The sequence below is a fragment of the Pseudomonas sp. H1_A03 genome (assembly GCF_054685145.1).
Map to the genome: position 1 here is coordinate 2,925,369 of NZ_CP162829.1, position 20,260 is coordinate 2,945,628.

General features: G+C 61.0%; 16 protein-coding genes and 1 pseudogene. 10 read left to right on the forward strand and 7 right to left on the reverse strand.

Annotated elements, in window-relative coordinates; genetic code table 11:
- Positions 1–47 precede the first annotated feature (47 nt).
- Genes AB4O35_RS13515 through AB4O35_RS13525 form a run of 3 tightly spaced genes read left to right on the forward strand, consistent with a single transcriptional unit; the run spans position 48 to position 2,394 of the window.
- On the forward strand, positions 48–788 hold the full coding sequence (locus AB4O35_RS13515; RefSeq protein WP_065874819.1) for a 5-oxoprolinase subunit PxpA: 741 nt from the start codon (positions 48–50) through the stop codon (positions 786–788).
- A complete protein-coding gene (locus AB4O35_RS13520) occupies positions 785–1,489 on the forward strand; it encodes a 5-oxoprolinase subunit B family protein (protein WP_065874820.1) in 705 nt (234 codons plus the stop codon). Before AB4O35_RS13515 ends, AB4O35_RS13520 begins: the two co-directional genes overlap by 4 nt.
- The gene (locus AB4O35_RS13525; protein WP_065946152.1) at positions 1,486–2,394 is read left to right on the forward strand and encodes a 5-oxoprolinase subunit C family protein; all 909 of its coding nucleotides are present in this window, start codon (positions 1,486–1,488) and stop codon (positions 2,392–2,394) included. The genes AB4O35_RS13520 and AB4O35_RS13525 overlap by 4 nt, the downstream gene beginning before the upstream one ends.
- Positions 2,395–2,512: 118 nt before the next feature.
- Here the strand turns inward: AB4O35_RS13525 and AB4O35_RS13530 are convergent, their stop codons facing one another.
- The 3 genes from AB4O35_RS13530 to AB4O35_RS13540 form a co-directional block, all read right to left on the reverse strand.
- A complete protein-coding gene (locus AB4O35_RS13530) occupies positions 2,513–3,691 on the reverse strand; it encodes a vWA domain-containing protein (protein ID WP_049709446.1) in 1,179 nt (392 codons plus the stop codon).
- Positions 3,691–4,536, reverse strand: a complete 846-nt coding sequence (locus AB4O35_RS13535) for an AAA family ATPase (RefSeq protein ID WP_003210690.1) — start codon at positions 4,534–4,536, stop codon at positions 3,691–3,693. Before AB4O35_RS13535 ends, AB4O35_RS13530 begins: the two co-directional genes overlap by 1 nt.
- A gap of 99 nt (positions 4,537–4,635) precedes the next feature.
- The gene (locus tag AB4O35_RS13540; RefSeq protein WP_049709445.1) at positions 4,636–5,712 is read right to left on the reverse strand and encodes a DUF748 domain-containing protein; all 1,077 of its coding nucleotides are present in this window, start codon (positions 5,710–5,712) and stop codon (positions 4,636–4,638) included.
- Between the two features lie 125 nt (positions 5,713–5,837).
- Between AB4O35_RS13540 and cysK the strand changes: the two genes are divergently transcribed.
- Positions 5,838–6,812 (forward strand): cysteine synthase A, encoded by a 975-nt coding sequence (gene cysK / locus AB4O35_RS13545; protein WP_065874822.1) that lies wholly within the window; start codon positions 5,838–5,840, stop codon positions 6,810–6,812.
- Positions 6,813–6,921: 109 nt separating this feature from the next.
- Entirely contained in the window at positions 6,922–7,857 is a 936-nt protein-coding gene (locus AB4O35_RS13550) for an aspartyl/asparaginyl beta-hydroxylase domain-containing protein (RefSeq protein WP_065874823.1), read from the forward strand.
- A gap of 125 nt (positions 7,858–7,982) precedes the next feature.
- Here AB4O35_RS13550 and acnA read toward each other — a convergent pair whose 3' ends face one another.
- Positions 7,983–10,724 carry an aconitate hydratase AcnA gene (acnA, locus tag AB4O35_RS13555; RefSeq protein WP_065946150.1) on the reverse strand — a complete coding sequence of 914 codons (2,742 nt, stop codon included), beginning with the start codon at positions 10,722–10,724 and terminating at the stop codon, positions 7,983–7,985.
- A gap of 191 nt (positions 10,725–10,915) precedes the next feature.
- Here acnA and rlmM point away from each other — a divergent pair, with 191 nt between their 5' ends.
- Both rlmM and tusA read left to right on the forward strand, forming a co-directional pair.
- Entirely contained in the window at positions 10,916–11,992 is a 1,077-nt protein-coding gene (rlmM, locus tag AB4O35_RS13560) for a 23S rRNA (cytidine(2498)-2'-O)-methyltransferase RlmM (RefSeq protein WP_065874825.1), read from the forward strand.
- Between the two features lie 132 nt (positions 11,993–12,124).
- The gene (tusA, locus tag AB4O35_RS13565) at positions 12,125–12,376 is read left to right on the forward strand and encodes a sulfurtransferase TusA (RefSeq protein WP_065874826.1); all 252 of its coding nucleotides are present in this window, start codon (positions 12,125–12,127) and stop codon (positions 12,374–12,376) included.
- On the opposite strand, the gene AB4O35_RS13570 is transcribed toward tusA, so the two are convergent.
- A complete protein-coding gene (locus tag AB4O35_RS13570; RefSeq protein ID WP_065874827.1) occupies positions 12,373–13,767 on the reverse strand; it encodes an MATE family efflux transporter in 1,395 nt (464 codons plus the stop codon). The two genes, tusA and AB4O35_RS13570, sit on opposite strands and share 4 nt — an antisense overlap.
- A gap of 140 nt (positions 13,768–13,907) precedes the next feature.
- Here AB4O35_RS13570 and pdxB point away from each other — a divergent pair, with 140 nt between their 5' ends.
- On the forward strand, positions 13,908–15,050 hold the full coding sequence (gene pdxB, locus AB4O35_RS13575; protein ID WP_065946149.1) for a 4-phosphoerythronate dehydrogenase PdxB: 1,143 nt from the start codon (positions 13,908–13,910) through the stop codon (positions 15,048–15,050).
- Between the two features lie 58 nt (positions 15,051–15,108).
- On the opposite strand, the gene AB4O35_RS13580 is transcribed toward pdxB, so the two are convergent.
- Complete coding sequence (locus tag AB4O35_RS13580; RefSeq protein WP_175403047.1) at positions 15,109–15,276, reverse strand: PA1571 family protein; 168 nt, start codon at positions 15,274–15,276, stop codon at positions 15,109–15,111.
- A gap of 236 nt (positions 15,277–15,512) precedes the next feature.
- On the opposite strand from AB4O35_RS13580, the gene AB4O35_RS13585 reads away from it, so the two are divergent.
- Positions 15,513–17,288 carry an ABC transporter transmembrane domain-containing protein gene (locus AB4O35_RS13585; RefSeq protein ID WP_175403046.1) on the forward strand — a complete coding sequence of 592 codons (1,776 nt, stop codon included), beginning with the start codon at positions 15,513–15,515 and terminating at the stop codon, positions 17,286–17,288.
- Between the two features lie 63 nt (positions 17,289–17,351).
- A pseudogene (locus tag AB4O35_RS13590) lies at positions 17,352–18,116 on the forward strand (Fic family protein); the annotation flags it as partial.
- Between the two features lie 118 nt (positions 18,117–18,234).
- On the opposite strand, the gene AB4O35_RS13595 reads toward AB4O35_RS13590, so the two are convergent.
- Positions 18,235–20,163, reverse strand: a complete 1,929-nt coding sequence (locus tag AB4O35_RS13595) for a transglycosylase SLT domain-containing protein (RefSeq protein ID WP_065910449.1) — start codon at positions 20,161–20,163, stop codon at positions 18,235–18,237.
- Positions 20,164–20,260 lie beyond the last annotated feature (97 nt).

A 20,260-nucleotide genomic window follows, 5' to 3' on the forward strand; every position in this document is an offset into this window, starting at 1 on the left:
AAAAAATCCCACACTACAAAAAAACAAAGCCTACAGGAGCACCTACCGTGAGCCGCTTGCTACTGAATTGCGATATTGGCGAAAGCTTCGGCAACTGGACCATGGGTCTGGACGCCGAGGTCATGCCGTTCATTGATTGCGCCAACGTGGCGTGCGGCTTTCATGCCGGCGACCCGAGCATCATGCGCAAAACCGTCAGCCTGGCGCTCAAGCACGGCGTGCAAATCGGCGCGCACCCGGCCTACCAGGACCTGCAAGGCTTCGGCCGTCGCTCCATGGCTTACACGCCGCAGGAAATCCAGGACCTGTTGCATTATCAGATCGGCGCCCTTGAAGGTATCTGCCGGGCGCAAGGCGGGCGGGTCAGCTACGTCAAACCCCACGGCGCGATGTACAACGACATGATGGCCAACCCTGTGCAGTTGCGCGCCGTGATCCAGGCCGTCGCCGCTTATGGCGAGCTGCCGCTGATGCTGCTGGCCACTCGCGACAACAGCGTGGCCCAGGCGTTGGGTAACGAATATGGGGTGACCCTGTGGTTCGAAGCCTTCGCCGACCGGGCCTACGACAACAATGGCCATCTGGTGTCCCGCCAGTTGCCCGGCGCGGTGCACCACGATTCCGAGACCATCGTGCAGCAGGCCCTGACCATTTCCCGTGGCGAAGCACTCACCGCCAGCGACGGCAGCCCGCTGGTCTTACAGGCCAATACCCTGTGCGTGCACGGCGACAACGCCAGTTCGGTCGCGGCGGTACAGCGCATCCGCGAGGCGTTGAAACCAGCATGAAGCCACGGATTGAAGTGGTGGCCATTGACGGCCTGATGGTGCGTCTGTTCGATGTGATCGCCGAAGCCAATATGCCGTGGATGCTCGCGGCTACGCAGCGCCTGCGCAGCGCTTTTGGCGCGGCACTGGTGGACCTGGTGCCGTCCTACACCACCTTGATGGTGCATTACGACCTCTGCGCATTGAGCCCAGCCCAGGCACGGGAGCTGATCACTCACGCCCTCACCGACCTGCAACCGCAAGCCCAGGGCGGCGGCCAGCGGCATGTGCTGCCGGTGTGGTACGACCTGAGCGTCGGCCCGGAATTGACCTTGCTCAGCCAGCGCAGCGGGCTGGCCATCGACGACGTGATCCGCCGCCACAGCGCCCACGAATATCAGGTGTTCGCCCTTGGCTTCGCGCCTGGCTTTGCCTTTATGGGGCTGGTGGATGAAATCCTCGCCACGCCACGCCTCAGCACCCCGCGCAAGCGCGTGGCAGCCGGCAGCGTGGGCATCGCCGAACGGCAAACTGCCGCCTACCCGGTGGTATCCCCGGGCGGCTGGAACCTGATCGGCCGCACCCCGGCCAAGCTGTTCGACCGCGATCGCGACGGCTACAGCCTGATGCAGCCGGGCGACACCGTACGTTTTGAACCGGTCGATCACGCCCAATTCATCAAATTAGGTGGCGATGACACGCCGTTGGAGGCGCAGGCATGAGCCGCTTGATCATCGAGGCCAGCACGTCGCTGTGCCTGCTGCAGGACGCCGGTCGCTTTGGCGTGCGCCACTTGGGCGTGACCCAGGGCGGCGCGCTGGATTGGGTGTCGATGTCCTGGGCCAACTGGCTGCTGGGCAACGCACTGGACGCGCCAGTGGTGGAAATCACCCTCGGCGGCTTTACCGTGCAAGCCGAGGATTATTGCCTGCTGGCTCTGGCCGGTGCGGACCTGGGCGCGTATGTCGACGAGCGCGCTATCAGCCCCGGCCGCAGTTTTATCCTGCAAAAGGGCCAGCGTTTGCGCTTCACCCAGCCCTTCAGTGGGGCGCGGGCGTACTTGGCAGCACCGGGCGGGTTTGATGCGCCGGATGTGCTCGGCAGCTGCGCCACCGTTGTGCGCGAGGAATTGGGCGGGGTAGACGGTTTTGGCAAGGCGCTGGCCGAAGGCGGGCGCTTGGCCTATTCCGGTACAGGCGGTGCAATGAAGGTGCTGAGTGCCCCGGAGGTGCCATCCGGTAAACCGCTGGACGTGATTGTCGGCGCGCAGATCGGCCAGTTCAGCGGCCAAAGCCTGTTCGACGCGTTCAACACCGAATGGGCCCTCGACAGTCGTGCTGACCGCATGGGCATGCGCTTGCTGGGCACGCCGTTGCAGTATCAAGGGCCGTCGCTGATTTCCGAGGGGATTCCGCTGGGGGCGATCCAGGTGCCGCCGGATGGGCAGCCGATTGTGTTGCTTAATGATCGGCAGACGATTGGGGGGTATCCGCGCCTGGGGGCGTTGACGCCGCTGTCGCTGGCGCGGCTGGCGCAGTGTTTGCCGGGGGAGAAGGTGAGGTTGGCGCCGGTCGTGCAGGAGACGGCGCATCGGCAGCACATCGACTTTTTGCGCCGATTTAGATAACGCCGCAATCCAAAATGTGGGAGCGGGCTTGCTCGCGAATGCGGTGTCTCAGTCGCCGAAACTGCTGACTGACATACCGCATTCGCGAGCAAGCCCGCTCCCACATTTGGATCTCCATCTATTTAGAGAGAAACCGCATCCCTTCTTCCAACCCGCGCAGGGTCAACGGATACATCTGATCCTCGACCAGCTCCCGCACAATCCCCGTCGACGCCGTATACCCCCAGGTGTCCTTCGGATACGGGTTAATCCAGATCAGCTTCTTGTACTTGGCCATGAAACGCTGCATCCACACATACCCCGGCTCTTCATTCCAGTGCTCAACGCTGCCACCCGCCTGGGTAATCTCATACGGCGCCATCGACGCGTCGCCGATAAAGATCACTTTGTAATCAGCGCCATACTTGTGCAGCAGGTCCTGGGTTGACGTGCGTTCGGACGTGCGGCGCAGGTTGTTCTTCCACACCGATTCGTACACAAAGTTGTGGAAGTAGAAGTACTCCAGGTGTTTGAACTCGGTCTTGCACGCGGAGAACAGCTCTTCGCAGATTTTCACATGGGCATCCATCGAGCCGCCGATATCGAACAGCAGCAACAGCTTGATGGTGTTACGCCGCTCCGGGCGCATCTGGATATTCAACAGCCCGGCATCGCGGGCGGTGTGGTCGATGGTGCCGTCGATGTCCAACTCTTCCGCCGCACCCTGGCGCGCGAATTTGCGCAGGCGACGCAGCGCGATCTTGATGTTGCGCGTGCCCAGCTCGACCTGGTCGTCGAGGTTCTTGTATTCGCGCTGGTCCCAGACTTTCACCGCCTTGCCCTGGCGCTTGCCGGCATCGCCGACACGAATACCCTCGGGGTTGTAGCCGCCGGAACCGAACGGGCTGGTGCCGCCGGTACCAATCCACTTGTTGCCGCCGGCGTGGCGTTCCTTCTGTTCTTCCAGGCGTTTCTTGAATTCTTCGATCAGCTTGTCGAGGCCGCCGAGGGACTGGATTTGCGCGCGCTCTTCATCGCTCAGCGAGCGTTCGAACTCCTTGCGCAACCAGTCTTCGGGGATCAGTGCCTGCAGGTGGTCGTCGAGTTTTTCCAGGCCGTTGAAATACGCACCGAAGGCGCGGTCAAACTTGTCGAAATGCCGCTCGTCCTTCACCAATATCGCCCGGGCCAAGTAGTAAAACTCGTCCATGTCGGCGAAGGTCACGCGCTGTTTCAGCGCGTTGATCAGGTCGAGCAGCTCGCGCACCGACACCGGCACCTTGGCGGCGCGCATCTCGTTGAACAGGTTGAGCAGCATCAGCGATTACCGCGACGGCTCATGAACGCCAGACGCTCCAGCAACTGCACGTCTTGCTCGTTCTTCACCAGCGCACCGGCCAGCGGCGGGATGGCCTTGGTCGGGTCGCGCTCGCGCAGCACGGCTTCGCCGATGTTGTCGGCCATCAGCAGTTTGAGCCAGTCGACCAGTTCGGAGGTGGACGGTTTTTTCTTCAGGCCGGGTACTTTGCGCACGTCGAAGAACACGTCCAGCGCTTCGCTGACCAGGTCTTTTTTGATGTCGGGGTAGTGCACATCGACGATTTTTTGCAGGGTGGTGCGGTCGGGGAAGGCAATGTAATGGAAGAAGCAGCGGCGCAGGAACGCGTCCGGCAGCTCTTTTTCGTTGTTGGAGGTAATGATGATGATCGGGCGCTTCTTCGCCTTGATGGTCTCGTCGATTTCGTAGACGTAGAACTCCATCTTGTCGAGTTCTTGCAGCAGGTCGTTGGGGAATTCGATGTCGGCCTTGTCGATTTCATCGATCAGCAGGATTACCCGCTCTTCGGACTCGAAGGCTTCCCAGAGCTTGCCCTTCTTCAAGTAGTTGCGCACGTCGTGCACCTTGTCCACGCCCAGTTGCGAGTCGCGCAGGCGGCTGACCGCGTCGTACTCGTAGAGGCCCTGATGGGCCTTGGTGGTGGACTTGATGTGCCAGGTGATCAGCTTGGCACCGAAGGATTCGGCCAGTTGCTCGGCAAGCATGGTCTTGCCCGTGCCAGGCTCGCCCTTGACCAGCAGCGGCCGCTCCAGGGTGATGGCGGCGTTGACGGCCAGTTTCAGGTCGTCGGTGGCAACGTAGGCCTGGGTGCCTTCGAACTTCATCGGTATTTCCTCGAATTCATCAATGGCCGGACTATACCGCGCAGCCCCGGCGACTGTGAACGCAGACGGGCTATTCAGTCTCTGAATGGTCAGTCAGGCCTAATCCGCTGAGGGCTTGGGCTGTTCATATCGCGCATTGAATGCCTGGATGAATCCATTACGCAAAATCGAGATAAAGGCCGAGAACGCGCTGACATCCTGCTGGTGCACGCTGCCACTGAGCTCGACGCGGGTGGCGAACTGGTTTTTGCTCTGGTTTTTCAGCACCGTCTCACTGGCGCCGACCACGGCTTCCCAGATCGAGCGGAAGATGTTCTTGTCCTTGTTCTCCACGTCCTGCTTCCAGTCGAACACTTCCACGTTGCGCAGCAGCGGTTTGATGTAACCCGTGAGTTGGCCTTTTTCGGCCTGGGCTTCGATCACCACGTCGCCAGTGCCGGCCTTGAAGTCGAACTTGCCGTAGGCCGAGGCGAAGTCATTCATGCGCTTGAGCTGCAGGTCGCGGGCGCGGAAGCGAAACTCGAATTCTTCAAAGTCGCTCAGCGGATCAAACGTCGCCGTGGCCTCCAGTGGCGCCTGGCCTTGCAGCAAGGCCTTGCCTTCGAAGCGTGCGTCGCGCTTGCCTTTGACGTCCACCACGTTGGTGAGGTTGTAGAAACTGGCGTTGACCGAGGTGGCGTTGATGTTCACCGGCGGTTTGGAATTGAAGTTGTGGAACGAAATCTTGCCGTCTTCAATGCGCATTTCATTCAGGGTGATCGGCAGCAGTTTGCTCAACTGTTCCTGCCAGTCGGTGCCTTTACCCGTCTGTGACGCCTGCTTGTTGGCGCCGCCGTCGACGAAGTTGACCTCCGGCTTGACGAAATGCCCCTCGGCGACCACCGCATGGTCGTACCACAACGAGTGCCAGCTCACGGCAAATTCGATCAACGGCGCGTTGACGAACGGTACGGGCACCTTGCCGTCGACCTTGACGATCTTCAGGCCATTGATGCGATAGGCTCCGCGCCACAACGCCAAGTCCACATCGGTGACTTCGCCACGGTAGTCACCCATGTCGGCGAGCTTTTCATTCAAATAGTTGCGCACCAGATAGGGCAGCGCGATGTTCAAGGCAACCAGTACCACCACCAGCCCGGCGACGGTCCATAGCGGCCAACTGTAACGACGTTTCATGGTGCAGATCTCCTGACAGTTAGGAGATTGACTGTTTTGAATGCGCCAACGTTCCTCCGACTGGACGCTTCGAGAGGTGAGGCATACCCTTGGTCCTTTCTGGAAACTGCCAAATAGGACCCGTCATGAGCCGTATCTTTGCAGACAACGCGCACTCCATCGGTAACACGCCCCTGGTTCAGATCAACCGGATCGCACCGCGTGGCGTGACCATTCTGGCCAAGATCGAGGGGCGTAACCCGGGTTACTCGGTGAAATGCCGCATTGGCGCAAACATGATCTGGGACGCTGAAAGCAACGGCAAACTCAAGCCGGGCATGACCATTGTCGAACCCACCTCCGGCAACACCGGCATCGGCCTGGCGTTTGTCGCCGCTGCCCGTGGCTATAAATTGCTGTTGACCATGCCGGCGTCCATGAGTATCGAGCGGCGCAAAGTGCTTAAGGCCTTGGGGGCAGAATTGGTGCTGACCGAACCGGCCAAGGGCATGAAGGGCGCTATCGAAAAGGCTGGCGAAATCGTCGCCAACGATCCGGCCACTTATTTCATGCCGGCTCAATTCGAAAACCCGGCGAACCCGGCGATCCACGAAAAAACCACCGGCCCGGAAATCTGGAATGACACCGATGGCGCCGTGGACGTGCTGGTCGCGGGCGTGGGGACCGGCGGCACCATCACCGGCGTGTCGCGCTATATCAAGAACATTCAGGGCAAGCCGATTCTGTCGGTGGCCGTCGAGCCGATCGTGTCGCCGGTGATCACCCAGGCGCTGGCCGGTGAAGAGATCAAGCCGAGCCCGCACAAGATCCAGGGCATCGGCGCCGGTTTCGTGCCGAAAAACCTCGACCTGTCGATGGTCGACCGCGTGGAACTGGTCACCGACGACGAATCCAAAGCCATGGCCCTGCGCTTGATGCAGGAAGAAGGGATTCTGTGCGGCATCTCCTGCGGCGCCGCGATGGCCGTGGCGGTGCGCCTGGCCGAGAAGCCGGAAATGCAAGGCAAGACGATCGTGGTGATTCTGCCGGACTCCGGTGAGCGTTACCTGTCGAGCATGCTGTTCAGCGATTTGTTTACCGAACAAGAAAACCAGGCTTGATGTGAATCAGCGCAGGTGAGCTAGGCCTTCTGCATACTGGCCCAAATGTTTATCATGGCCGGCTGCTACGTCTGCTGTTGGCCAGGCGCTTATTTCCAGGAGTTGCTGCATGACCTTTTCTTTGGCCGCCAAACTGTCGGTGTTGCTGTTGTTTATTGGCAGCACGCTGTATGTGCACCTGCGCGGTAAGGCCCGTTTGCCGATGTTGCGCCAATTCGTCAACCATTCGGCGCTGTTCGCCCCATATAACGCCTTGATGTACCTGTTCTCGGCGGTGCCGTCCAAACCTTACCTGGACCGCAGCAAGTTCCCGGAACTGGACGTGCTCAAGGACAACTGGGAAGTGATCCGCGAAGAGGCCATGCACCTGTTCGACGAGGGTTACATCCGCGCTGCCGAAAAGAACAACGACGCCGGCTTCGGTTCGTTCTTCAAGAAGGGCTGGAAGCGTTTCTACCTCAAGTGGTACGACAAACCCCTGCCGTCGGCCGAGGCACTGTGCCCGAAAACCGTGGCACTGGTGAGCAGCATTCCTAACGTGAAGGGCGCGATGTTTGCGCTGTTGCCGGGCGGCAGCCACCTCAACCCGCATCGCGACCCGTTTGCCGGCTCGCTGCGTTACCACCTGGGGTTGTCCACGCCGAATTCCGACGCCTGCCGGATCTTTGTTGATGGCGAGGAATACGCTTGGCGCGACGGTGACGACGTGATGTTCGACGAAACCTACGTGCACTGGGTCAAGAACGAAACCGAGCAGACCCGTGTGATTCTGTTTTGCGACATTGAGCGGCCGCTGAGCAACCGCGTGATGACCCGCGTCAATCGCTGGGTCAGCAAGCAGTTGGGCCGCGCGACGGCGCCGCAGAACCTGGATGACGAGCGGGTTGGCGGGATCAACCAGGCGTATGCCTGGAGCAAGACCTTCAGCGACACGTTCAGTGGTGTGGTCAAGCAGTGGAAGCGCAAGCATCCCAAGGCCTACCGGATTGCCCGGCCGGTGCTGGCGGTAGTCGTGCTGGTGCTGTTGTGGCGCTGGTTGTTCTGATCGGAGTGCGGTCAAAAATGTGGGAGCGGGCTTGCTCGCGAATGCGGAGTGTCAGTCGATACATACTTGACTGATACACCGCATTCGCGAGCAAGCCCGCTCCCACATTTGATTTGCAGTGTTGCTTAGGACGCGATCAGTTGGCGCAGTACATAGTGCAGGATGCCCCCCGCCTTGAAGTACTCCACTTCATTCAACGTATCGATCCGGCACAGCACCTCTAGCTTCTCTGTACTGCCATCCTCCCGCGTAATCACCAGCGTCAGGTTCATGCGCGGCACGATCTCTGCGTCCGTCAGCCCAAGAATGTCGACCTTCTCCTTGCCCGTCAGCTTGAGCGACTTGCGGTTCTGGTCCAGCTTGAACTGCAGCGGCAACACGCCCATGCCCACCAGGTTGGAGCGGTGAATCCGTTCGAAACTCTCGGCAATCACCGCCTTCACACCCAGCAGGTTGGTGCCTTTGGCCGCCCAGTCACGGCTTGAGCCTGTGCCGTACTCCTGGCCGGCAATCACCACCAGCGGCGTGCCCGAAGCCTGGTATTTCATCGCGGCGTCGTAGATCGGCATTTTCTCGCCGGTAGGGATATACAGCGTATTACCGCCTTCCTCGCCGCCGAGCATTTCATTGCGGATGCGGATGTTGGCAAAGGTGCCGCGCATCATCACTTCATGGTTGCCTCGGCGTGAGCCATAGGAGTTGAAGTCGCGTGGCTCCACGCCTTGTTCGCGCAGGTAACGGCCTGCAGGGCTGTCGGTTTTGATGTTGCCGGCGGGGGAGATGTGGTCGGTGGTGACCGAATCGCCCAGCAGGGCCAGCACGTTTGCGCCTTGGACGTCCTTGATGACCGGCAAGGGACCTGCGATGTCATCGAAGAATGGCGGGTGCTGGATGTAGGTGGAGTCCTTCTGCCACACGTACGTCGCGGCTTGCGGCACTTCAATCGCTTGCCACTGTTCGTCACCGGCAAACACCTCGGCGTATTCCTTGTGGAACATGCCGGTGCTGACTTGGGCCACCGCGTCGGCGATTTCCTTGCTGCTCGGCCAGATGTCCTTGAGGTACACCGGGTTGCCGTCCTGATCGTTACCCAGCGGTTCGCTGCTGATATCGATACGCACGGTGCCGGCCAGGGCATAAGCCACGACCAGGGGCGGTGAGGCCAGCCAGTTGGTCTTGACCAGCGGATGCACGCGGCCTTCGAAGTTGCGGTTGCCGGAGAGCACCGACGCTACGGCAAGGTCAGCCTTCTGGATGGCTTTCTCGATCGGCTCGGGCAACGGCCCGGAGTTACCGATACACGTGGTGCAACCGTAACCCACCAAGTCGAAGCCGAGTTTATCCAGGTATTGGGTGAGGCCTGCTGCCTTGTAGTAATCAGTGACCACCTTGGAGCCCGGGGCCAGCGAGGTTTTTACCCATGGCTTGCGGGTGAGGCCCTTTTCCACGGCCTTTTTCGCCACCAGCCCGGCCGCCATCATTACGCTGGGGTTGGAGGTGTTGGTGCAGGAGGTGATCGCGGCGATCACCACGGCACCGTTTTTCAGGCGGTAAGTGCGGCCGTCGTATTCGTAGTCGGTTTCGCCCACCAGGTCAGCATTGCCCACGGCAACCCCGCCGCCGCCTTCGCTTTCCAGGCGGCCCTCTTCCTTGTTGGTGGGTTTGAATTGCAGGTCGAGGAAGTCGCTGAATGCTTGGCCGACATTTGGCAGCGACACGCGGTCCTGTGGGCGTTTTGGCCCGGCCAGGCTGGCTTCGACGCTGCCCATGTCCAGCGCCAGGCTGTCGGTGAATACCGGCTCTTGGCCAGCGTTGCGCCACAGGCCCTGCGCCTTGGTGTAGGCCTCGACCAGTTTTACGGTTTCCGTAGGTCGGCCGGACAAACGCAGGTAGTCCAGCGTTACCTCATCCACCGGGAAAAAGCCGCAGGTGGCACCGTATTCCGGGGCCATGTTGGCAATGGTCGCGCGGTCGGCCAGGGGCAGGTCGGCCAAGCCATCGCCGTAGAACTCGACGAATTTACCCACCACGCCTTTTTTGCGCAGCATCTGGGTCACGGTCAGTACCAAGTCGGTGGCGGTGATGCCTTCCTTCAATTTGCCGGTGAGCTTGAAGCCGATCACTTCGGGGATCAGCATCGACACCGGCTGGCCAAGCATCGCCGCTTCCGCTTCGATCCCGCCCACGCCCCAGCCGAGTACACCAAGGCCGTTGATCATGGTGGTGTGGGAGTCAGTGCCGACCAAGGTGTCGGGGAAGGCGTAGGTGCGGCCGTCTTCGTCTTTGGTCCATACGGTGCGGCCGAGGTATTCGAGGTTGACCTGGTGGCAGATGCCAGTGCCCGGTGGCACCACGCTGAAGTTATCGAAGGCGCTCTGGCCCCAACGCAGGAAGGCGTAGCGTTCGCCGTTGCGCTGCATCTCGATGTCGACGTTTTGCTCGAAGGCGTCGGCGTTACCGAACTTGTCGACCATCACCGAGTGGTCGATCACCAAGTCCACCGGCGACAGCGGGTTGATACGCTGCGGGTCGCCACCGGCCTTGGCCACGGCGGCGCGCATGGCGGCCAGGTCGACCACGGCGGGCACACCGGTAAAGTCTTGCATCAATACCCGCGCCGGGCGGTACTGGATCTCGCGGTCGGACTGGCGCTCTTTGAGCCAGGCGGCGATGGCCTTGAGGTCGGCGCCGGTGACGGTCTTGTCGTCTTTCCAGCGCAGCAGGTTTTCCAGCAGCACCTTGAGGGACATGGGCAATTTATCCAGGTCACCCAGGCTCTTGGCGGCTTCGGGCAAGCTGAAGTAGTGATAGGTTTTGTCGTCGATCTGTAGGGTTTTAAGGGTTCTCAGGCTATCAAGGGATGACATTACATGACTCCTTATGGTCCGCACGGCTACGGACCTGACGGGACGAACAGAGCTTTCAACTTAGCCCTGTTTTCATTAGCAGGCTAATAACTGGACTCTATCGTTAAGTCCAAGGTTCCGAACTCGGCTATCATGCGCGCGTTTTCATGACAGGACTTGCGCTACAGCAAGCCCAGTTGCCAGGAGATTCAATGAACACCCTTTTTATGCACTGCCGTCCGGGTTTTGAAGGCGAAGTCTGTTCCGAGATCGCGGAGCACGCTGCGCGCCTGAACGTTTCCGGCTACGCCAAGGCCAAGACCGGCAGCGCTTGCGCCGAATTTGTCTGCACCGAAGAAGACGGCGCCCAGCGCCTGATGCACGGCCAGCGCTTTGCCGAGCTGATCTTCCCAAGGCAGTGGGCGCGCGGGGTATTCATCGACCTGCCGGAAACTGACCGCATCAGCGTGATCCTCGCTCACCTGCAGGGTTTCCCGGTGTGCGGCAGCCTGTGGCTGGAAATGGTCGACACCAACGACGGCAAGGAGCTCTCGAACTTTTGCAAAAAATTCGAAGTGCACCTGCGCAAAGCTTTATTGAACGCCGGCAAGCTGGTGGATGACCCGAGCAAGCCGCGCCTGCTGTTGACCTTCAAAAGCGGCCGTGAAGTGTTCATGGGCCTGGCCGAGCCGAACAACTCGGCCATGTGGCCGATGGGCATCCCGCGCCTCAAGTTCCCGCGTGACGCGCCCAGCCGCTCGACCCTCAAGCTGGAAGAGGCCTGGCACCACTTTATCCCCCGCGACCAATGGGACGAGCGCCTGCACGGCGACATGACCGGCGTCGACCTCGGCGCAGCGCCGGGCGGCTGGACCTGGCAACTGGTCAACCGCGGCATGCTGGTGACTGCCATCGACAACGGCCCCATGGCTGAAAGCCTGATGGACACAGGCCTGGTGCAGCATTTGATGGCAGACGGCTTCACCTTCGTGCCCAAGCAGCCGGTGGACTGGATGGTCTGCGATATCGTCGAGAAGCCTGCGCGTAACGCCGCGCTGCTGGAAACCTGGATCGGCGAGGGGCATTGCCGCGAGGCGGTGGTGAACTTGAAGCTGCCGATGAAGCAGCGTTACGCCGAAGTGAAGCGCTTGTTGGAGCGCATCGAAGACGGTTTCAAGGCGCGCGGCATTCGCGTGGAGATCGGCTGCAAGCAGCTGTACCACGACCGTGAGGAAGTGACCTGCCATTTGCGTCGGTTGGAAACTGCCAAGAAACCCAAAACCCGCTGACGGCGCAGTTCAAAATGTGGGAGCGGGCTTGCCCGCGATAGCGGTATAACAGTCGAAATTTATAGTGAATGTGCCCCTTATCGCGGGCAAGCCCGCTCCCACAGGAGAGCGGGTCTGTTTCAGGAGTGATGTATGAATCAGCCCCTCGATTTGCCCGTAGACGCTGTGCTGGACGCCACCGGCCTCAACTGCCCGGAACCGGTCATGATGCTGCACCAGCACATCCGCGACCTGCCGCCTGGCGGCTTGCTCAAGGTGATCGCGACCGACCCGTCCACGCGCCGCGATATCCCCAAGTTCTGCGTGTTTCTTGACCACGAACTGGTGGATCAGCAGGAGCAGGCCGGTACGTACCTGTACTGGATCCGCAAGAAGTCCGCTTAACCCCGCGCCTTGTCTGCGCGAATGCGCCGGCGTGCACTGCGCGCCAGGCGCACCAGCAACATCCCCGCCGCGCAGCTCAGGCCCACGATCAGCCCTTGCCATAAGCCGCTTGGGCCGCTCGGCTCGCCCAGCCAGTCGGTCAGGCCCAGGGCGTAACCCACCGGTAGCCCCACGCCCCAATACGCGAACAAGGTCAGCACCATGGTCACGCGGGTGTCCTGATAGCCACGCAGTGCGCCTGCCGCCGTGACCTGGATCGAGTCGGAGAACTGGAACAGCGCGGAGAACACGATCAACATCGACGCTAAGTGAATCACCACCGGGTCCGGGGTGTAGATCGCCGCAATCTGCTCGCGAAACACCAGCATCAGGCTGCAAGACACGCAGGCATACGCCAACGCAGTGCCCATGCCGACACCGGCGGCGAAGCGCGCTTCACGCGGTTCGCCACGGCCCAGGGCTTGGCCGACGCGCACGGTGACGGCCATGCTCAAGGAGTAGGGGATCATGAACACCAGCGAGCTGACGTTCAGGGCGATCTGATGGCCGGATACCACCGTGGCCCCCAGGCTGCCGAGCAGCAATGCAATGACCGCGAAAATGCTCGATTCGGCAAAAATCGCGATGCCAATCGGTAGGCCAATCCCCAGTACACGCTTGATCACCGCCCATTGCGGCCAGTCGAAGCGCTTGAACAATTCGCTGCTCTGGTAGGCCGGCCCCCAGCGGGTCCAGCCGGCCAGGCCGAGCATCATCACCCACATCGCAATGGCTGTGGCCCAGCCACACCCTACGCCACCCATGGCCGGCAGGCCGAGGTGACCGTAGATGAAGATGTAGTTCAGCGGAATGTTCAGCGCCAGGCCACACAGGCCCATCACCATGCTCGGTCGTGTGCGGCCCAGGCCATCGCTGAAACAGCGCAGCACGTAATACAGCGCAATGGCCGGCATACCGGCGGCAATGCCATGCAGGTAGCCCATGGACGGCGCGATCAGGTCGGGCTCGACCTTCATCGCACGCAGGATCGGTTCGGCGCAGAGCAACAGCAGCGCTCCCGTGATACCGACCACCACCGCCAGCCACAAGGACTGTCGCACCAGCGGTCCGATCTCGCTGAACTGGCCCGCACCGTAGCGCTGGGCGACTTTCGGCGTGGTGGCCAGCAGGGTGCCGGTCATCAGCAGGTACACCGGGATCCAGATCGAATTGCCCAGGCCTACGGCCGCCAAGTCCTGGGGGCTGACGCGTCCGGCCATCACCGCATCGACAAAGCTCATCGCCGTGGTGGCCAGTTGGCCGATGATGATCGGCAAGGCGAGCGTCAACAGGCCGCGCACTTCCCGGCTGATGCGGGCGGGGCGGGTGAGGGTGGCGGTGGCAGTGTTCACGTACAGGTGTCCAGTAGAAGGCAGCGCAAGGACGGCGGATTCTACGCCTTGACGCATCAGTCAGGAAAAAACCTGTGTTAGCGATTTGTAAGCGCGGGCTGCGATCCCTGTACACTGCCGGTCCGCCAAAGGAGCCTGCCATGCTGATTGTTGCCGACGAAAATATTCCGCTGCTCGATGCATTCTTCCAAGGGATTGGCGAGATTCGCCGCGTGCCCGGCCGATCCATCGACCGCGCTACAGTCGAGCAGGCCGATGTGTTGCTGGTGCGCTCGGTGACCAACGTCAACCGGGCCCTGTTGGAGGGCAGCGCGGTGCGCTTTGTCGGTACCTGCACCATCGGCACCGATCACCTGGACCTCGACTACTTCAAGCAGGCCGGCATCCAATGGGCCAGCGCCCCCGGCTGCAATGCCCGTGGCGTTGTGGATTATGTGTTGGGCAGCCTGATGACCCTGGCTGAAATCGAAGGCGCCGACCTCAATCAGCGCACTTACGGCGTGGTCGGTGCCGGTGAAGTCGGTGGGCGGTTGGTGAAGGTGCTCAAGGGCCTGGGCTGGAACGTACTGGTCTGCGACCCGCCACGGCAGATCGCCGAAGACGGGGATTACGTCAGCCTGGCGCAGATCATTGAGCAATGCGATGTGATCAGCCTGCACACGCCGCTGACCAAATCCGGCAATGGCTCTACCTGGCACCTGCTCGACCGCCAGCGTCTTGAGCAACTCAAGCCTGGCACCTGGCTGATCAACGCCAGCCGTGGCGCAGTGGTGGACAACGCCGCCCTGCGCGAGGTACTGCTGGAGCGCGAAGACCTGCAAGCGGTGCTGGATGTATGGGAGGGCGAGCCGCAAGTGGACGTCGACCTGGCGGACCTGTGCGTGCTGGCCACGCCGCATATTGCTGGTTATAGCCTGGAAGGCCGGCAGCGCGGCACGGCGCAGATTTACCAGGCGTTCTGCGCGCACCTGGGCCAGGCGCCGAGCATCCAATTAAGTGATCTGCTGCCCGCGCCGTGGCTGGCCGAGGTGCATTTGAACGCGTCGACCGAACCGGCTTGGGCGCTGGCAACCCTGTGCCGCAGCGTGTACGACCCGCGCCGCGATGATGCGGATTTCCGCCGCAGCCTTGTTGGAACCGTGGACGAACAGCGTAAGGCCTTCGACCTGCTGCGCAAGCATTACCCCGCACGCCGAGAGATCGACGGTTTGAAAGTGCGAATCAACGGAGAGTCGACGGCGCTGGCCAATATCGTTTCCGCATTGGGCGCGCAGACGATTTAAACGCCACTAAAAAACCCGGCCACCAGGGCCGGGTTTGCAAGAGCGTGGCGCGTTAGCCTTACTGGGCAGGCTTGACCAATTTTTCTTCCAGTTCGCTGCACGCTTGCTGGATCATCTCTTCGGTGATCTGCACTTCACGGCCCTGAGCGTCGATGTACGAGCAAGGCAGCTGCTGCGGTTGGCGGATCACTTCAATCTTGGCATCGCTGCTGTTTTGCAAGGTCATGGCCTGTCTCCTCATCAGGTTGTGTACCTACTGTAAAACCCTCCCGTGACCGGGCTGTTACAACTCCCTACCCGTTCAGCGGTTCTGACACCCAGTCGACCAGAAACCGATACAAATTTCCAGCCAGGCGTTAGACCGATAGCCTCTAGGGGCCAGCATCGGGGGGCATAAATAACCTGACTCATTGTTATTTACGCAAGTTCCCCCAATGTTGATGTACAGGTTCCTCATTGGTGATGCCCTCCATGTTCTCAGTCCGTCAACGCCGCGCGATTCGCCTGGCCAGCCGTTTCATTGCGCCCTACCGCTGGCAGGCGCTCGGCGCCCTGTTGGCGCTTATCGTCACGGCCGGTATTACCTTGTCCATGGGGCAGGGCATTCGCCTGCTGGTGGACCAGGGCTTCATGACCCAGTCACCGCACCTGCTCAACCAGTCCATCGGTCTGTTCATGATCCTGGTACTGGGATTGGCGGTGGGCACGTTTGCGCGGTTTTACCTGGTGTCGTGGATTGGCGAGCGGGTGGTGGCGGATATCCGTCGGCAGGTGTTCAACCACCTGATCTACCTGCATCCGGGCTTCTATGAGAACAACCGCAGTTCGGAGATCCAGTCGCGGCTGACCACCGACACCACCTTGCTGCAATCGGTGATCGGCTCGTCGCTGTCACTGTTCCTGCGCAACGCCTTGATGGTCATCGGTGGCATCGTGCTGTTGTTTGTCACCAACCCCAAGCTCACCAGTATCGTGGTGGTGGCGCTGCCGCTGGTGCTGGCGCCGATCCTGATCTTTGGCCGGCGCGTGCGCAGCCTGTCGCGACAAAGCCAGGACCGCATCGCTGATGTGGGCAGCTATGTGTCCGAGACCCTCGGTCAGATCAAGACCGTGCAGGCGTACAACCACCAGGTACAGGACGAACAGCGCTTCGCCGTGACCGTGGAAGACGCATTTACCACCGCGCGTAAACGCATCACCCAGCGCGCCTGGCTGATTACCCTGGTGATCATGCTGGTGCTCGGCGCCGTGGGCGTGATGTTGTGGGTCGGCGGCATGGACGTCATCAGCGGGCGCATTTCCGGTGGCGAGCTGGCGGCCTTTGTGTTCTACAGCCTGATCGTCGGCAGCGCCGTCGGCACCCTCAGCGAAGTACTCGGCGAGCTGCAACGTGCCGCCGGTGCGGCCGAACGCATCGGCGAACTGTTGCAGTCCACCAATGAAATCCAGGCGCCGGCCGCTGGCATTGTGCAATTGCCCGAGCGGGTCAGTGGCCGCCTGGAGTTGCAGGACCTGCGCTTCTCCTACCCTTCACGGCCGGACAGCTACGCCATCGACGGCTTGAACCTGACCATCAACCCAGGCGAAACCCTGGCGCTGGTCGGCCCGTCCGGCGCGGGTAAATCGACGATTTTCGACCTGTTGCTACGTTTCTACGATCCCCAGCAAGGCCGCATCCTGCTCGAAGGCCACGCGCTGACCGATCTCGATCCCATGGACCTGCGCCGTCACTTCGCCCTGGTGTCCCAGAGCCCGGCGCTGTTCTACGGCAGCGTCGAAGAAAACATCCGCTATGGCAACCCGACAGCCACTTCGGAACACGTCGAAGCCGCCGCGCGCATCGCCCATGCCCACGACTTCATTCTGCAAATGCCCGACGGCTACCAGACCCATCTCGGCGACGGCGGCATGGGCCTCTCCGGCGGCCAACGCCAACGCCTGGCCATTGCCCGCGCGTTGCTGGTGGACGCGCCGATCCTGTTGCTGGACGAAGCCACCAGCGCGCTTGATGCCCAGAGTGAGCACCTGATCCAGCAAGCGCTGCCGCAATTGATGCAGGGGCGTACCACGCTGGTGATCGCGCATCGACTGGCGACCGTGAAGAATGCGGATCGGATTGCGGTGATGGACCAAGGCAAGCTGGTGGCAGTGGGCACGCATCAGCAGTTGATTGCGAGCAATCCGCTGTATGCGCGGTTGGCGGCGTTGCAGTTCAGTGATGGGGTGGAGGTTGATTGAAGCTGCGAAGTATCAGGGCCTTGAGGCATCATGTGGTCTTTCGCTATGGAACTGGATGAGGACATGAGCCGTTATCAACCTCCGCTGACCCTGACCACAAAGATGCTGGCCCTGGTGGCCGATATCAGTGAGCAGATTGGTCAACTCTCAGTCGGCGACGATAGCCGTCAGACGCCTCAGTTAAGGCGTGGTAATCGGATTCGCACCATTCAGGCTTCGCTGGCGATCGAGAACAACACGCTCAGCGTCGAACAAGTAACCGCAGTTCTGGAAGGTAAGCGAGTGCTGGGCTTACCGCGAGAAATCCAGGAAGTACGTAATGCATTTGCTGCTTACGAGGCCATGCCGCAGTGGATTCCCGGTGATCGTGTGGACCTGCTTAAGGCACACGAGCTGCTCATGTTTGGATTGATTGACGATGCTGGTCGGTTTCGACAGGCGGGTGTTGGTATCTATCGCGGCGAGCAACTGGTTCACATGGCTCCGCCCGCAAGCCGTGTAACGCATCTAATGGACGATTTGTTGCAATGGTTGACGGTTTCGGATTGGCACCCGTTGATCGCCAGTTGCGTATTCCATTACGAGTTCGAATTTATCCATCCTTTTGCAGACGGAAATGGGCGAATGGGTCGTCTCTGGCAAACCCTGATCCTCAGCCAGTGGCGCCCTGTATTGGCTTACCTACCGGTGGAAGCGGTGATTCGTGAACAGCAGGATGCCTACTATGCCGCGTTGTCGGCAGCCGACCAGCGGGCGGAGGCAACCCCTTTCGTTGAGTTCATGCTGCAGGCGTTGAGCCTGGCTTTGGCTGAAGCGGTGCAAAGCGAGCGCCCGGCGGCCCCATAAAAAATGCCCGCATCTCTCAATGCGGGCATTTTCATTGTGGCGGGCAAAAAGCGCGCAGCCTCGTTTTACTCGACAGCGCCTACCTGACCGGCATTACCGGTCATTGATCATCAAAATACCGCTCATGCCAATCCACCAGCGGCTGTGGTGAGTTGAGCTTCTGCCCGTAGATCACCGAATAAGACAGCACGTTCTGTACATACTGGCGGGTTTCGTCGAACGGGATGCTTTCTACCCACACGTCGAAGCTCAAGTGATCGGCACCGCGCAGCCATTGGCGCACACGGCCAGGGCCGGCGTTGTAGGCGGCGGAGGCGAGGACGCGGTTGCCGTTGAACTGGCTGTGCACCTGGCTCAGGTAAGCCGCGCCGAGCTGGATGTTTTTGTCCGGGTCCAGCACCTGGGCCGGTGAGGCCAGCGGGATGCTGAACTTGCGCGCCGTTTCCTTGGCGGTGCCGGGCATCAGTTGCATCAGGCCGCTGGCGCCGACGCCGGAGCGGGCGTCATCCATGAAGGCGCTTTCCTGGCGAGTGATCGCGAATATCCAGCTCGAATGCAGGCCGCGTACCTTGGCTTCACGCACCAGGGTGTCGCGGTGGGCCATCGGGAAGCGGATGTCCAGGTCGTCCCAGTACTGCGCCTGGCTGATGGTACGGATGGCCGGGAAGTACCACTTCATGTCGTAGGCCAGCTTGGCCTGGGCGACCATTTCGTCACGGTTGAAGTGACGGCTGACGTGGTACCACTCGCGGCGGCCATCGACGATCTGGCCGCGCGCATAGAACTCCAGGGCACGGCGCACGCCAGGCGTGTTGCGCACCTTGTTCACCAGCGCCTGGCTCATCACCAGCGGCTTGTTGTTCAGCTGGTAGGGCGCCTTGGAGCGGTCAGCGGCGAGAAAACCGTAGAAATCCCGCTCGCGCGACAGGTTCTTGTACAAGACCAGCGCTTGCGGGTTTTTCGGCTCGGCCAGCTCCAGGCTACGGGCCTGCCAGTAGCGCCAGCGGTTGGTGGTCGCCAAGTCTTGTGGGAGTTTGCGAGTCAACTGGTAGGCATCTTCCCAGCGGGCCAGGCGCAACAGCAGGCGCAGGCGCCATTCTGAGACGGTGTTGTCGCGCAACTCAGGGTCGTACTTGGTCATGACTTCAAGCGCACGTGGGTCGAAGCGCTTGGCCAGGGTGAGGCCGATCTCTCGGGCAATCGACACTTTTTCGTCACGGGAGAAGTGCATGCTGCTGGCGTAGCCGTCGAGCAGGGCCATGGCCTTGTCCGGATCCTGGCGTGCCAGGCGTCGCAGGCCCAGCCCCACGGCATCAGACATGGCCTCGGTGGCCGGCAGGAAGCGTGATGGGTCGCTGAGCATGTCGGGCTTTTGCGCCACATCCACCATCAAGCGGCCTTGGGCGCCGAGGGTGGGCAGGGTTTTCACCAGGCTGTTGGCCAGTGCGTAGTTGCGCGCTTCGGCGGCGAGCTTGGCGCGGTCCCAGATTTTCTGTTCGGTGAGTTGGCCGTCAGCCGCCCATTGGCCGAAGGTGACATCGCAGGCCGCGGGTTGGGACTTGCCGGTCATCCAGAGTTTTTCGGCAGTCTTGTAGCCTTCGGCTTTCAGATTGTGGGTGAGCTGGTACTGGCCGTGCAGGCAGTCCAGTTCGACAAAATTGAGCTTGGCGTCGTAGTACTTTTCAAACGTCTGCCAGTCGCCACGTTCGGCCAACCAACGCAACCAGCGCAGCTTCATCCAGTTGGCCTGGGGCAGGTCGCCGTTTTTGGCAAGGAACTGTTCGATTTCCTGGTTGCTCGCGGTTTTCAGGCGGGCGGTCAGTTCGTCGTAGGCCAGGTACGGCGTCAACGGATAGTCGGCCAGGGCCTGGCTGTATTGCATGTAGGGGCCGGTATCACCCTTGGCCAGGGCGCGTTTGGCTTCATCGTAATATTGACGTTGGGTGGTGAGGTCCACGGCCTGGGCGGATTGAACGGCGGTGGCGGAAAGAAGCAGACAAGATAAAAAGTTGAAAAGGCGACTGCGCATGAGACGTCCGTGCAGAGAAATCACGACTAGCACCGGCATCGCCGACACTGATTGCCCCTAGCTTAGCCTTTTGCCCGCGACCGGTGAAAGCTTTGCC